We start from the raw sequence: 14306 nt of genomic DNA, 5'->3' as shown, positions 1-14306 counted from the left end.
TATATTATACATATGAATCTTAATTATTATGTGTCGGTTTACGGAAGAGTATATTTACTTATCATCTTCATTGGTCGCTAAGCCACTACGAAGAAACTTAGTAATGCTTTGAAATTAAAACAAAATTAGCTAAGAAAACTAGCAATACTTAGTGTTTTTAAAATCTGTATAACAGTATAAGTCTAGAATAGTGTTTGCTTTTATCAATGTTATGCAGGTGAGTGCTTAGATCTTTTGGTTATGACTGGCGATCCTAAGCAGTTTTCCTGTTTGAGATAACAGATATTTGCCCAGGATGCGAATGAAGATAGGCGTTAAAAATAAACGCCGGAAGTGACGAAGATAGGCGTTAAAAATAAACGCCGGAAGTGACGAAGATCAGGAAGTGAGTTGCTTGACGAATGTTCCCAAACATTCGCTAGCAGTAGCTGTTCCAGTATATTCCTTGTTGTAGCGGGAGGGTGCCAAAGAGCTAACCATTTGCGGCTTTCTTGCCTTGCTGTTTCAAGGTTGAGCGGTATTTCTTGCTCAATTCCATAAATTTCGGGGTCGGGCCTACATCCTCATACATTGGATCGCCCATTTCATCTTTCGATATGACTTTTTTACCCGCGATATAAGGGAAACTGGTTTCAAGTTCATCAAGAGCAGCCGATAGCAGCTCTCCAAGGATCTCACTTTTTGTTCTTTTGGGGTACATTTCTGCTAGTGCGTTAATTTTCGCTGCATCTTCTAAGGGGAGTCGGAATGTGTAGTCTTCAGAAGTAAATGTTGCTTTGGCTTGTTGTTCCCAGCATTCTGCTAAGGCTTTTATTTTCATAGCTTGAATCCTTGTGTGGTCGGGTTGTTCATTTTTTACGCTTAACTACAAGAATAAGTGTAGGTTGTTTGTTCAAAAAGTAGACACTTAAAAGTGTGTGCTTTTGTTAATGGTTTACTTGTTGTGGATTGTGCTCCATATTTATATATCTAGTTTTTACTATTTTGCGCAAATAAGGATTGGCTTGTAGTCACGAGCTTGTGATCAGCTTGCTTGCTAGCCTTGATAATCAAACACATTTGGAAAAGGTATATGTCAGAATTACACCCTTCTTTACGAGAAAATGTCCGTTTGCTTGGTGAGTTGTTAGGGCAGAATATTGAAGAACACCTTGGTTCGGAGTTTGTGGCGAAGTTGGAAGCCATTAGGGCTGCGGCAAAGCAGGATCGTGAAGCTGATGCGGGGGATGCGCATCCAGAACTTGTTCGTTTGCTTCAGGACCTGGGGGACGATGAGATGTTATTTGTTGCTCGAGCGTTTAACCAGTTTCTTAACCTGGCAAATATTGCTGAGCAGTATCATGGGGTAAGACGGAATCGCACCGATAGAGAAGACGGTTTGGAAACCTTTGACCAACTGCTGGACCGTTTGAAGGCCTCAGGTACCAAAGAAGAAGACTTGGCAAGCTTGCTTGAAGATATGAATATAGAGTTCGTATTGACGGCTCACCCCACTGAGGTTACACGTAGAACCTTGATACTTAAGTATGAAGCCATTACTGAGTGCTTATCTGAGCTGGATCGTTCCGATCTTAATGATTTAGAGCAGAAGCGTATTTGTGAACGTTTGAATCGCTTGGTTTGTGAAGCGTGGCATTCAGACGAGATTCGTCAGGTCAGGCCTTCGGCCGTCGACGAAGCAAAGTGGGGCTTTGCAGTAATAGAGAACAGTTTATGGACCGCCTTACCCGAGTTCTTACGTGAGTTTGATGCAGCGGTTAGCGATAAATTTGGTATTCAACTACCCCCACAGTTTTCACCCATTCGCTTTGCTTCGTGGATGGGGGGGGATCGCGATGGTAACCCAAACGTTACGGCAGAGTTGACGCAAGAGGTCCTGAGTCTGAGCCGTTGGATGGCAGCAGATTTGTATTTGAGAGATATTCGTGACTTGCTGAATGAGTTGTCAATGTGGAACTGTTCTCTGGAATTGAGGCAAGAGGCTGATCGAATATTGCAAGGGCAGGAGCGAAATCAGAATGAACCCTACCGCGTGATACTGGCTGACCTGCGTCGTCGACTGCAAAACACTAGGGAATGGGCGGCGCGAAAGGCAAGCGGTGAAGATGTAGAGCAATTAGATATACTCAGGGAAAATTCTGAATTGATGCAACCTTTATTGATGTGCTTCAATTCTTTGAAAGAAACGGGTCTTGATTCCGTGGCAAATGGCCTGTTGCTCGATACCATTAGGCGAGTACAGTGTTTCGGTCTGGAATTAGTAAAGCTGGATATTCGTCAGGATTCCGAGCGTCATCTCGAAGTGATGTCCGAACTTACCCAGCACTTGGGTATGGGGGATTTTGCGCAATGGAGCGAGCAGGAGAAACAGTCCTTTCTTATTAAAGAACTGTCCAGTAATCGGCCGCTTTTACCTCGTTCCTGGCCCGCCAGTGATAATGTGCGAGAAGTGTTGGCTACGTGTGACGTGGTTGCTTCTCAGCCTGAGTCAGCGTTGGGTTCATACGTTATTTCCATGGCCAGCACACCTTCCGATGTATTGACTGTCATCCTACTTTTACGGGAGTCGGGCATTCAGTTCCCTATGCGCGTTGTGCCTTTATTTGAGACCCTCGACGATTTGTCCGGGGCGAAGGAGGCTATTGATAGCTTATTATCAGTACCTTGGTATCAGGAGTACTGTAAAGGGCATCAAGAGGTAATGATTGGCTACTCTGATTCTGCTAAGGATGCAGGTCAGATGACAGCCGCTTGGGCTCAATATCAGGGGCAGGAAAGTCTGGTTGAGGTTGCACAAAAACATGGTGTTAAGCTGACTTTGTTTCACGGTCGCGGCGGCACGGTTGGTCGCGGTGGTGGCCCAGCGAATAGGGCGATTCTTTCTCAACCTCCTGGTTCGGTAGCTGGCTCTTTCCGTATCACGGAGCAAGGCGAAATGATTCGCTTTAAGTTCGGGATTCCAAGTGTTGCCAAACAGAGTTTAAAGCTATACCTGAATGCAGTTGTTGAAGCTAGCTTGTTGCCGCCTCCAAAGCCTAAGCAAGAGTGGCGAGAGCTGATGAATAAGATGACTGGCGTTGCCCTGGCTTCCTATCGCCAGATAGTAAGAGAGCATCCTGAGTTTGTTTCTTATTTCCGCTCGGTGACCCCTGAGCAAGAATTGGGCAAGCTAGCTTTAGGTAGTCGGCCTGCAAGGCGAAAAGCGACCGGTGGTGTTGAAAGTTTAAGAGCAATACCGTGGATTTTTGCCTGGACGCAGATACGGCTTATGCTGCCGGCATGGTTGGGTAGCGATGAGGCCTTGGCGAGCGTTCTAGAGTCTGATAAGGCAGAGACCCTAGATGAAATGTTTATCCAGTGGCCCTTCTTTAATACTCATATTGATATGTTAGAAATGGTTGTTGCCAAAGGTGATCCGCGGATCGCGCGTTACTATGACCAGCTGCTGGTATCTGATGACTTGAAGCCTTTAGGGCGTTCGCTTCGCCATCGCTTTTTGGATGTAGTTAAGCTGGTTAATAAAGTTAAAAAGCAAGGGGCGCTTCAGGAAAATCATCCCCAGCTACAAGGTTCTTTAAATGTTAGGAACCCTTATACTGATCCGTTACATTATTTGCAGGCGGAGCTGTTGAGGCGTGACCGTTTAGCCGAGCGAAGCTCTGAAGGTAAGCAAGAGCGTGATTTAGTTGAAACAGCTTTAAAAGTAACGATGGCCGGTATCGCTGCTGGAATTCGAAATACGGGCTAGTTCAGCTCTTGTGTTTGAATCGACTGCGTAAGCGTTTGCAACGAAGTTCTTAAAAACGTAAGCGTGTGAAGTGGTGTAGAGTTATTTTTGCGGATAGCTCTACACTCGGTAAGTATTCCGTCACGGCGCCACCAAAAGTTCTTGCTCCGTTTATCAATTAATACTTAGGTAAATCATTGTGCCCATAGCTTCCAGACTAAACCAGTTTATCAATCACAAGGGATTGATCTGTCAGCAGATTCATCACGCTCGCAGTTTAAGTTTTGCACAAGCCCTGGAGCAGGCACAGGCGATTCCGGAAATGAGTGCAGTACCTGTTACTTTACTCGATGAGGAAGGCCCGGCGGTTGCGGTGATCCCCTTTGGCACAAAATTGGATATTGAATTAATTAATGACTCATTGGGTAGATCTTTTCAAATTTTAAGTGATGAAAACTCACGAAAGCTATTTAAGGATTGTGAAACCGGGATGTACCCGATTCTCGCAACTGCCTATGGTTTGCCGATTATTCTAGATACCAGTNTACTGGAACTGGAGTTTGTATTCTCTGCTAGTGGTTGCTCAAGCACCTTATTAAAGATTCCCGGACCGTCTTTTCGTATGGCAATGAATGGCGCGATTAAGGCAAAAGTTTCTATTTGGCTTGCGGGTGAGGAGCCTAAGTCAGGATCGGGGCAGAAGGTTTCAAATTTGCCTCATAATGCGGGCTTGACCCTAGATGGCATTGCGAAGAAGTTAAGTCGTTTATATAAGTTACCACCAATGCCAGAAACTGCTATACGAATCATGCACCTGACCAGCGACCCCGATGCTGATGTATTTCAATTGGCTGAGGTGATAGAGCGAGATCCGAGTCTAGCCTCACAGGTGATGCGTTATGCCCGGTCAGCGTTGTTTTCTTATCGAGGCGAATTAACGTGTGTAAAAGATGCTGTGAATATCGTGCTAGGTTTTGATCGTGTATCTCAGCTATCGATGGGTTTAGCGGCAGGAAAAGCTTTCAATATACCTGCGGCAGGGCCCTTGGGTTTAAAATCATTTTGGCAGCATTCACTTTATAGTGCTGTGTTGGCTCAAGCCTTAGCTTTATTGGCCGATCCTGATATAGAGCTGAACGAGCGCGATGCTTATCTTGCCGGTTTGCTTCACAATTTTGGTATTTTATTAGTTGGTCATCTTTTTCCGCCAGAGTTCCAAATGCTCAATAAGCTTAGAGAGGCTGAGCCGGAGTTGAGCATGGCTGAAATCGAACAGCAGGTCTTTGGAATGGGGGGCGCGCAAGAGTTTATTGCTTTAGGGCATGCCTCTATTGGTGCAGTGTTACTAAAACTATGGGGAATGCCGGAATCAAGTATTACGGTAGCCGGTATGCACCAGAAAAAAGACTATCAAGGTAAGCACCAAAAGTATGTAGAATTAGTGCAGTTGGCTAATGCGCTATTGGCAGCGAAAGGGATTGGTGATGAGCCCGCTTTGCATGATTGTGAGAAATTAATGCAAGGTTTGGGTATACAGGAAGAGCAAGGGATGGCTTTATTGGATTCTTTACTCGAACAGTGCCAAAGCCTGGATGAGATGATTCGTCAGATGGCGGCATAATTATAAGATTAAGTCATTATTATACCTACTAGGTGTTATTCTATAGGGTGTTTTACCCTATCTATTCGGCTCAATTGAGCATATCTAGGTTCAGGCTTCCACTGTGTCCATCAAGTACGTATAATGCGGCGTTTCGAATTACATATGTGTGTCGAGCTTGCAGTCAGTATGAGAGCCTTGTTGAAGGGTTCTGTAGCTCGAAACATAAAAGAATAGATTAGCGACAGCTCGCTATACTTGAGCGAATTACTTAATACCCCTATACATGCTTGAGTTTTTATTGTGTGGCGCTAGTAGGCTGTCGTTAGAAATAGATTCAATTTTTATCATTAGCTTTAGAATATTGGGAGCAATCCGTATATGAAATTAATTTTGTTAGGCGCACCAGGTGCAGGCAAGGGTACACAAGCTCAGTTTATGACTGAGAAATATGGTATTCCGCAAATCTCTACCGGGGATATGTTGCGTGCGGCTGTAAAGGCGGGCTCACCACTAGGTTTGAAGGTTAAAGAAGTCATGGCATCTGGCGGCCTGGTTTCTGATGAAACAATCATTGAATTGATTGAAGAGCGCATTCAACAGGATGACTGTGAGAACGGTTTCTTATTTGATGGTTTTCCTCGTACGATTCCGCAAGCTGAAGCGCTTAAAAAGCAAAAAATCATGATTGATGCGGTTGTTGAAATTGACGTGCCTGACGAAGAAATTGTTAGCCGTCTAAGTGGTCGTCGCGTGCATGAAGCAAGTGGTCGCGTATATCATGTTGATTACAATCCACCGAAGGTAGCGGGTAAAGATGATGAAACTGGCGATGCCTTGGTTCAGCGTGAAGACGATCAGGAAGAAACCGTTCGTAAGCGCTTAGGTGTATATCATTCGCAAACGGCTCCTCTTGTTGAGTATTATTCGTCTTGGGCTGATACCGGCGCAGATGAATCACCAAAATATGTGAAGGTTGATGGTGTTGGTGATATGGCTCAGATCAAACAGCAAATTGTTGATGGTTTAGACGCATAAGATAGACACTTCCTTCATTGTTCACTGAAACGGGCCTCTTTTTTAAGGGGCCTGTTGTTATTTACGACCCTCTTTATGCCAAAAATTCTTGCTTTAGATACTTCTTCTGATAATTGCTCTGCAGCATTGTGGAGTGAGCAAACAATGTATCAGGTGTGCGAAAAAGCCCCTCGAAGTCATACTCAGTTAATTTTACCTATGGTGAAAGACTGTTTGGGCCACGGTAAGTTAAAAGCTAAAAATCTGGATGCGCTTGCTTTTGGTTGTGGGCCAGGTTCGTTCACGGGTATTCGTATCGCGACTGGTATCGCGCAAGGCTTGGCCTACGGAAGTGACTGTCATATCTATGCCATATCTAATATCCAAGCTCTAGCCCTACAAAGCTATTTGAAGTACGGTATTTCTCAAGTGCTTGTAGCAATTGATGCACGTATGGATGAGGTGTATTGGGCTTGCTGCAAAGTGGAGAAACAGAGCAACGGGAACGAGGATCCTTATTATCGGGTGGAGACTTTGGGTATTGAAAATGTGACTAAACCTGAATTAGTGAGCTTGCCTGACGCGATCACGGATGGGCCTATTATTGGTGTCGGTAGTGGCTTTGACTACTCTGAACGTTTCCCTTCGGATGTAAAAGGGCATTTGGATAGTTTTGATGCTGAGATGAGACCAGAGGCTCATGCTATTTGTCAGCTGGCTCGTTATGCGCATTTTAAAGGTGTAGCAGGGCTACTAGAAGACGCGATGCCATCCTATGTCAGAAATACGGTTACATGGAAAAAACTGCCGGGTAGAGCCTAAGTGCTACTCGCTATATGGATTGATAGTTAAGGATTAAAAATGACTTGGTTTGAAGCAGTTATATTGGCACTTGTTCAGGGCTTGACGGAGTTTCTACCCATATCGAGCTCCGCTCACCTGATTTTGCCTTCACAAGTTTTGGGCTGGGAAGATCAAGGCTTGGCTTTTGATGTAGCGGTTCACGTTGGCACCTTGATGGCGATAGTCATTTATTTTCGTAGAGAAGTGATTCAACTGAGTGGCGCATGGTTCAAGAGCGTGTCGTTTAAAGAGCAGTCTAATGATGGTCGCTTGGCCTGGTTGATTATTCTGGCAACGATACCCGCAGGTTTGGCTGGTTTCCTTCTTAATGACTTTATAAGTGAAAACTTGCGTTCCACTGCCGTGATCGCGACGACAACAATAATATTTGGGCTTGCTTTATACGCTTCTGATCACTTTGGTTCTCGTAAGCTTAGCCTTAAAGATATAGACGTTAAAGCGGCCTTAGTCATAGGTTTTAGCCAGGCGTTAGCCTTGATTCCGGGAACATCCCGTTCAGGCATCACTATGACAGCGGCCTTGTTAATTGGTTTCAGTCGTGATGCTGCGGCTAGGTACTCATTTCTGCTTTCTATTCCTCTCATCACGGCAGCAGGCCTGCTTAAAACAAAAGAGTTGCTAGAAACGGGAACGAATGACGACTGGTTCTTGGTGGCGCTTGGGACTGGTGTTGCTTTTGTGAGCGCTTATGCCTGTATTCATTTGTTTTTACAGTTTCTAGAGCGCATAGGTTTTACACCGTTTGTTATTTACCGTTTACTGCTCGGTTTAGTATTACTAGCCTTAATGGCTTTTTCTGGCTAAAATAGAAACAATATACGTCTTATTTTGGATGGGTCGACCTTAATAGCTACTTAGAAGTATTATTATGAGAGGCCCTAAATAAAACTTCAGTATGACTAATTAAACAGGAGGGCAGTATGGAGTTATCAAATTCGTTAATTGCTGCGCCGGTCATACCTGAAGGTTTAAAGAAACCCTCTCAAGAAAGACCTAACCCTCAGGATAATGCTGATAGCCGAAGTAATGAGGCTAGAGTTGATGTCCCTCGCCGAATTGCTGCCCCTGAAGATTTAGAGCGCAAAAGCAATGAATTACAACAGAGTCGCGTTCAACGCCTTGATGCTCTGGACTCTGCTCCTCTTAAAGCGCAGCAAGCGCTTTCTACATATCAGCAAACTGAAGAGGCGGGGCGAGCCTATGAAGAAGGTGAGTTGGTTGGTCTCGACTTATTTGTCTGAATGAATTTATCTGATTTATGTGTTTACGCTTGCAGTGAAGAAGAAAGTACCTTAGCTGCTGCGTTTGCAAGCCGTCACCAACTACCATTCCTGTCAGGGGCTCCTATAGAGCCTAAACGCAATCTTCCCGAGCCTGTTCAGGCTTTTTCTTATATGCTTTACTATTGCGACGGAACAGTCTCGATTCTGCAACTTGGTAAAGGTGCTCCGGGGCCGGTTAGTGCTTCCTTTTTTGGTGGAAAAACAGGGCATAGACTTAAGTTTGGTGGTGGCAGGGGGCAGATGATTGCCAAGGCCGTAGGGCTAAATAAAGGTGTTACGCCTAAGGTACTCGATGCAACAGCAGGGCTGGGTAGAGACGCATTTGTTTTAGCGTCATTGGGCTGTCAGGTGACCATGCTAGAGCGCTCACCACTTATTGCCGAGTTATTGCGCGCTGCTTTGGCAGAGGCGGGTCATGAAACTGCTCAGCGTTTTGAAGAAACGGAAGAGATAAAGTCGATCATTGAACGAATGTCCTTAGTGGAATCTGACGCGACGACTTGGATGAACTCTCAACCAGAGAAGCTTGCTGATGTCATTTACTTGGACCCAATGTATCCGCATCGAGAAAAGTCGTCTTTAGTCAAAAAGGAAATGCGGCTGTTTCAAACGCTTGTAGGAGAAGATCTGGATGATGAGGCTTTATTAGAGGCGGCATTGTCTAAGGCTCGTTATCGAGTGGTGGTAAAGCGGCCGCGCAAGGGCGATGCAATAAAAGGAATTAAGCCGTCCCTTCAGTTAGTGGGTAAGAGTTGTCGTTATGATGTATATACCTTGAAAAGAATTGAGGATTTGGCCGACTAAACCTTATACTTGTCCAAATCTTATTCCTTGTTCTGGCAAAGACAATAATAAAATAAGCGCTATGACTGAGAAAACACGCCCTCTGTGGCATCCAACATTATGGCCATCCTGGTTAATCGTTTTTATTCTATATTGCCTCGCTTGGCTGCCGATGAACAAAAAGCATCAGTATGCAGAAAGCCTTGGGCGTTTCGTTTATCGACGCATGAAAAACCGTGGCAAGGTGACCCGGCAGAATATAGAGCTGTGTTTCCCCGAGCTTAGCAGTGACAAGCAAAATGAGATAATTGAAGGCAGTTTTATTTCTACTGCTGAAGGCTTGATTGAGATGCTGCAACTTTGGTGGCGAGATGTTACTCCGTATCTTGATACGATGACGGTGATTGGTAAAGAGCACCTATTAGACGCGCAGAACCGCGGCACCGGTGTTTTGTTGATAGGAGGCCACTTCGGTGTTATCGATATGACCTTGCCCTTGGTTGGGACTCAGCTTAAGCGACCTGGCTATATGTATCGCCCAAATAACGACCCCGTAATAGACTGGATGATCGAAAGTGGGCGTAACCGTAACTTTGATATTCAAAGCTTCAGTAAGTATCAATTAAAAGAGATGCTCGAGTTTATCAAGGGGGGCGGTGAGGTTTGGTATGCTCCTGATCAGGATTTCGGTAAACGCTGTGACCTATTTGTTCCTTTCTTTGGTGTTAGTACGGGTTGTATCTCTACACCAAGTTGGATTGCGCGTGAAACGGGAGCGACTGTTTTGCATGTCGCACCGTTTAGGCTACCAAATGGTCAATATGAAGTCATTTTCTCACCCGTTTTTGAAGGTTTTGGTGAGGACCCGCAAAAGGATGCGCAGCTTTGGAATCAGGCGCTAGAGGCAGCAATTAAGCGTCATCCTGAACAATATCTATGGCAGCATAAGCGCTTCAAAACCCGTCCTGATGGAGAAGGGCCAGTTTATCAGTAGTTGCCGCTATGAATAGGTATTGTGGAGTTCTGCGTATTCAAAACAAAGCTCTAGCCAATTTCGTATGCCAGGGCTTAGGTATTTGTCCTTATGTGTGATGATATAAAATTTTCGTTTGAAATCTCTCTGTGGTGTTTTTAAGGCAATTAGCGATGAGCGTTTGAAAGCATCGTTTAAGGTAACTTTCGACAAACACCCAATCCCCATACCTGACTCTACTGCCCGTTTGATGGCTTCGGTATGTTGAAGTTCGAGTTCAATATTAAGTTCATGAAGCACTCCCTGCATTGCGTTATCGAATGCTTGCCGTGTTCCTGAACCTGCCTCTCTCAGAATCCATTTTGCTTTGCTTAGCTGTTGGTCACTAACGTATGAAAGCGTACTTAGCTCAGATTTCGGGTCGCAGAAGACCACTAACTCATCATCCATCCAAGGCCTAATGTTTAAGTCGGGATGAGACACCTCGCCTTCGATTAGCCCCACATCGAGCTCAAAGTTTGCGACTTGCTCGGTAATTTTAGTTGTGTTGCCAACGCTTAGTGCTGCTTTAGCGGTCGGGAATTTACCTTTGAACTCTGAAAGAATGTGAATAGCCAGGTAGTTACCGATAGATAACGTGGCGCCAATATTTAGGTCCGCGCTAAGCTGGTTCTGCTGTAAGCTCAGCTCCAGGCTTTTTGCTTGGTCAATCAGTGTTTCTGCCTGCTTTCGAATTAATCTCCCGAAATCATTGAGTTGTAAGCGTTTACCAGCCCGATCAAATAGTTTTATATCAAACTGGCTTTCAAGATTCTTGAGTGACTCACTCGCAGCGGATTGAGACATATTTAGCGCTTCGGCAGCTAAAGTAATATTTTGAAAGTTAGCGGTCGCAATGAATACTTCAATTTGCTTGAGTGAATACTTCAATGATAAAGCCTTAGTTTAATAAATCGGAAAAACCGAATAAAGATATATAATAAACCTGTTTTACAGATATGTTAGTTGGGCGTATTGTTTCTGGCAAGTTAAATTCAATTGGAGAAATCGTATGTCTGGCTTTATGAAAGAAACTGTCACGAGTGTGAAGCATTGGAATGAAACATTGTTTAGCTTTACGACCAGTCGTGATCCGTCTTTTCGTTTTAAGAATGGCCACTTTATTATGATGGGGCTTGAACACGAAGGTAAGCCCTTGATGCGTGCCTACAGTATTGCCAGTGCAAATTATGAGGAAGAGCTGGAGTTCTTTAGTATTAAAGTACCTGATGGTCCGTTGACATCTAAGCTTCAGAAAATAGAAGTGGGGGACCAGATACTGTTGAGTAAAAAACCGACTGGCACCTTGATTGTTGATAACTTACTGCCTGGCAGAAACCTATATTTGATTAGTACCGGTACTGGCTTGGCGCCTTTTATGAGTATCATCAAGGATCCGGAAACCTATGAATTATATGATAAAGTAATTCTAACGCACGGTACGAGATTTGTTTCAGAGCTGGCCTATCAAGAGCAAATCAAAAAGGAGCTTCCGGAAAATGAGTTTTTTGGTGAGTTTATCAAAGACAAGCTTATTTATTACCCAACCGTGACACGTGATGAGTTTGAAACTCAAGGTCGAATTACCGATGCGCTGGAGAGTGGCAAGCTTGTTAAAGACTTAGGGCTACCAGAGTTAAACCTTGATGATGATCGTTTTATGATTTGTGGTAGCCCAAGTATGCTTAAAGATACTTGTCGTATACTTGATGATATGGGCTTTGTTGAAGCGCGTCAGGGGAATGCCGGGCATTACGTAATCGAAAGAGCTTTTGTCGAGAGTTAGCCCTAAATAATACTCACTAATTGACTTCGTCTTCAGGCGGCTACGTGATGGGAGGGCAGTGATATTCATCTACTGTCAGCCCTTCTTCAACACTAAATAAATGAACGTCAAACCCCCACAAACGATGTATGTGCTTGAGTACTTCGTCTGTACTTTTACCCAAGGGGACTCGGCTGTTTGGTGTGTGCCTAAGGGTCAGTGATCGATCTCCTCTTAAATCAACATTCCACACCTGAATATCTGGTTCGCGCATACTCAGGTTATATTGCTGAGAGAGCTTTTCTCTAACATATCGATAACCTTGCTCATCATGTATTCCAGTTACTTCATAATGACTCTGCTGGTCATCATCACGAATTGCGAAGAGTTTTAAGTCCCGAATTACCTTAGGTGAAAGGAACTGTAGGATAAAGCTTTCATCTTTAAAGTTTCGCATGGCAAAATCGAGTGTTTCCAGCCAGTCTGTGCCCGCGATATCTGGGAACCATTGTCGATCTTCATCCGTAGGTTGTTGGCAGATACGTTTGATATCCTGAAACATGGCAAAACCAAGCGTATAAGGGTTGATGCCGCTGTACCATTGGCTATCAAAGGGAGGTTGATAGACCACCGCTGTGTGTGATTTTAAGAACTCGATAATAAAGCCTTCATTCACCAAACCTTTGTCATACATCGTATTCATGATGGTGTAGTGCCAAAAGCTTGCCCAACCCTCATTCATTACCTGAGTTTGTCTTTGCGGGTAGAAATACTGGGCAATTTTTCTCACGATACGTAGTACTTCCCGTTGCCATGGGGCAAGCATGGGGGCATTCTTCTCAAAGAAATAAAGCAGATTCTCCTGCGGTTCTTCAGGGTAGCGTTGATCTTTCTCGGCTTCTTCTTTGTCGCCGCTGACAGGAATGGTTCTCCACAGCTCATTAACTTGCTGCTGCAGATGGAACTCGCGCTCTTCTTGTCGTTTCAATTCTTCTTCAGCTGATATAGGAGCAGGGCGCTTATAACGGTCAACACCGTAATTCATTACTGCGTGGCAGGAGTCTAGAAAGGTTTCTACGGTATCGACGCCATAACGGCCTTCACACTTTGCAATATAGTTTTTGGCGAACAGAAGGTAGTCTATTATTGCGCTGGCATCGGTCCAGGTGCGGAACAGGTAGTTGCCTTTGAAAAAAGAGTTATGACCATATGATGCATGCGCGATGACTAAGGCCTGCATCATCAAGGTATTCTCTTCCATCAAGTAAGCGATACATGGGTTAGAGTTAATAACGATCTCATAGGCGAGCCCCATTTGGCCGCGCTTATAACCTTTTTCGTTTTGTAGGAACTGTTTCCCGTAAGACCAGTGATAATAGCCTAGAGGCATACCGACCGAGGAATAGGCATCGAGCATTTGCTCAGAGCTAATCACTTCAATTTGGTTAGGGTAGGTGTCTAGCTTATATTCTTTTGCTATGTCTGAAATGGCATCATCAAAGCGTTCTAGCTGTTCAAATGACCATTCCGAGCCAGTCGCAATATAACTCTTTTTACGCTCTTCATTTTGTTTGTTGTCTTTATCTGTCATGCCGGCTTCCTCTGAAATAATTCGTGGAAGACAGGGTAGATGTCACTCTCGTCTTTAATGTTTTGCATGGCGAAAGAGTCCTCAAACTCCTTAGCCAGTTTTTCATATTCATGCCACAGCATTTGATGATCTAGCTTAGTAATCTCAATGTAAGCAAAATATTGCACGAGAGGTAGAATATCGTCTTTCAAGAGCCTCGAGCACTTGGGTGAGTCATCGCTCCAGTTGTCACCATCGGAGGCTTGTGCGCAGTATATATTCCAGTCTGACGCAGGGTAACGCTTGTGGATGATTTCTCTAGTTAACTCCAATGCGCTAGAAACGATGGTCCCGCCTGTTTCCCGTGAATAGAAGAACTCCTCCTCGTCCACTTCCTTAGCGCTGGTATGGTGGCGAATAAAAACAACCTCAATTTTTTGATAATTTCGTTTTAGAAACATATAGAGCAAAATATAAAAACGTTTGGCGATGTCTTTATGCATGTGAGTCATGGAGCCCGAAACATCCATTAAGCAAAACATAACGGCGCTGGTGCTTGGGACGGGTTGCTTTATATGTTGGTTAAAGCGTAAGTCGAACTCATCAATCCAGGGGATGTTTTTGATTCGTTTTTTAAGCTTTGTGAGTTCTTCTTTTATCTCTTTGATTCGAGCATGTTGAATAT

At 44.3% G+C, this 14306-nt stretch carries 13 protein-coding genes; 9 read left to right on the top strand and 4 right to left on the bottom strand.

Features of this window, described 5'->3' with window-relative positions:
* Positions 1-472 precede the first annotated feature (472 nt).
* A complete protein-coding gene (locus tag A3735_RS06285; protein ID WP_068514910.1) occupies positions 473-820 on the bottom strand; it encodes a type 1 pili tip component in 348 nt (115 codons plus the stop codon).
* Between the two features lie 252 nt (positions 821-1072).
* Between A3735_RS06285 and ppc the strand changes: the two genes are divergently transcribed.
* From ppc to A3735_RS06245, 8 genes are all read left to right on the top strand, one after another.
* Complete coding sequence (ppc, locus tag A3735_RS06280; protein WP_082880345.1) at positions 1073-3748, top strand: phosphoenolpyruvate carboxylase; 2676 nt, start codon at positions 1073-1075, stop codon at positions 3746-3748.
* Positions 3749-3926: 178 nt separating this feature from the next.
* On the top strand, positions 3927-5348 hold the full coding sequence (locus tag A3735_RS06275) for an aminoacyl-tRNA deacylase and HDOD domain-containing protein (RefSeq protein WP_068637780.1): 1422 nt from the start codon (positions 3927-3929) through the stop codon (positions 5346-5348).
* Between the two features lie 360 nt (positions 5349-5708).
* The gene (gene adk, locus A3735_RS06270; protein WP_068514917.1) at positions 5709-6365 is read left to right on the top strand and encodes an adenylate kinase; all 657 of its coding nucleotides are present in this window, start codon (positions 5709-5711) and stop codon (positions 6363-6365) included.
* A 75-nt stretch (positions 6366-6440) separates the two neighbouring features.
* Positions 6441-7166, top strand: coding sequence for a tRNA (adenosine(37)-N6)-threonylcarbamoyltransferase complex dimerization subunit type 1 TsaB (gene tsaB, locus A3735_RS06265; RefSeq protein ID WP_068514919.1), 726 nt, complete (start codon positions 6441-6443; stop codon positions 7164-7166).
* 39 nt (positions 7167-7205) lie between these two features.
* Positions 7206-8012, top strand: a complete 807-nt coding sequence (locus tag A3735_RS06260) for an undecaprenyl-diphosphate phosphatase (protein ID WP_068514922.1) — start codon at positions 7206-7208, stop codon at positions 8010-8012.
* A gap of 116 nt (positions 8013-8128) precedes the next feature.
* Positions 8129-8449, top strand: coding sequence for a hypothetical protein (locus tag A3735_RS06255; protein ID WP_068514925.1), 321 nt, complete (start codon positions 8129-8131; stop codon positions 8447-8449).
* Entirely contained in the window at positions 8450-9295 is an 846-nt protein-coding gene (locus A3735_RS06250; protein ID WP_068514927.1) for a class I SAM-dependent methyltransferase, read from the top strand.
* 61 nt (positions 9296-9356) lie between these two features.
* Positions 9357-10268 carry a lysophospholipid acyltransferase family protein gene (locus A3735_RS06245; protein WP_082865487.1) on the top strand — a complete coding sequence of 304 codons (912 nt, stop codon included), beginning with the start codon at positions 9357-9359 and terminating at the stop codon, positions 10266-10268.
* A 6-nt stretch (positions 10269-10274) separates the two neighbouring features.
* Here A3735_RS06245 and A3735_RS06240 read toward each other — a convergent pair whose 3' ends face one another.
* Positions 10275-11177 (bottom strand): LysR substrate-binding domain-containing protein, encoded by a 903-nt coding sequence (locus A3735_RS06240; RefSeq protein WP_068514931.1) that lies wholly within the window; start codon positions 11175-11177, stop codon positions 10275-10277.
* 121 nt (positions 11178-11298) lie between these two features.
* Here A3735_RS06240 and A3735_RS06235 point away from each other — a divergent pair, with 121 nt between their 5' ends.
* On the top strand, positions 11299-12072 hold the full coding sequence (locus tag A3735_RS06235; protein WP_068514934.1) for a ferredoxin--NADP reductase: 774 nt from the start codon (positions 11299-11301) through the stop codon (positions 12070-12072).
* A 40-nt stretch (positions 12073-12112) separates the two neighbouring features.
* On the opposite strand, the gene A3735_RS06230 is transcribed toward A3735_RS06235, so the two are convergent.
* Complete coding sequence (locus A3735_RS06230) at positions 12113-13642, bottom strand: SpoVR family protein (RefSeq protein ID WP_068514938.1); 1530 nt, start codon at positions 13640-13642, stop codon at positions 12113-12115.
* On the bottom strand, positions 13639-14306 hold a 668-nt coding region (locus tag A3735_RS06225), incomplete at its 5' end, for a YeaH/YhbH family protein (protein WP_156499456.1). The genes A3735_RS06225 and A3735_RS06230, both read right to left, overlap by 4 nt.

The sequence above is a fragment of the Oleiphilus sp. HI0061 genome (assembly GCF_001635675.1).
Note: the sequence above shows the minus strand (reverse complement) of the source record. Positions and strands in the feature narration are given on the sequence as shown.

Coding starts and splice junctions, on each gene's coding strand:
- A3735_RS06285 (WP_068514910.1), bottom strand. CDS start 820: ATGAAAATAAAAGCCTTAGCAGAATGCTGGGAACAACAAGCCAAAGCA.
- A3735_RS06250 (WP_068514927.1), top strand. CDS start 8,450: ATGAATTTATCTGATTTATGTGTTTACGCTTGCAGTGAAGAAGAAAGT.
- ppc (WP_082880345.1), top strand. CDS start 1,073: ATGTCAGAATTACACCCTTCTTTACGAGAAAATGTCCGTTTGCTTGGT.
- tsaB (WP_068514919.1), top strand. CDS start 6,441: ATGCCAAAAATTCTTGCTTTAGATACTTCTTCTGATAATTGCTCTGCA.
- adk (WP_068514917.1), top strand. CDS start 5,709: ATGAAATTAATTTTGTTAGGCGCACCAGGTGCAGGCAAGGGTACACAA.
- A3735_RS06245 (WP_082865487.1), top strand. CDS start 9,357: ATGACTGAGAAAACACGCCCTCTGTGGCATCCAACATTATGGCCATCC.
- A3735_RS06230 (WP_068514938.1), bottom strand. CDS start 13,642: ATGACAGATAAAGACAACAAACAAAATGAAGAGCGTAAAAAGAGTTAT.
- A3735_RS06235 (WP_068514934.1), top strand. CDS start 11,299: ATGTCTGGCTTTATGAAAGAAACTGTCACGAGTGTGAAGCATTGGAAT.
- A3735_RS06255 (WP_068514925.1), top strand. CDS start 8,129: ATGGAGTTATCAAATTCGTTAATTGCTGCGCCGGTCATACCTGAAGGT.
- A3735_RS06260 (WP_068514922.1), top strand. CDS start 7,206: ATGACTTGGTTTGAAGCAGTTATATTGGCACTTGTTCAGGGCTTGACG.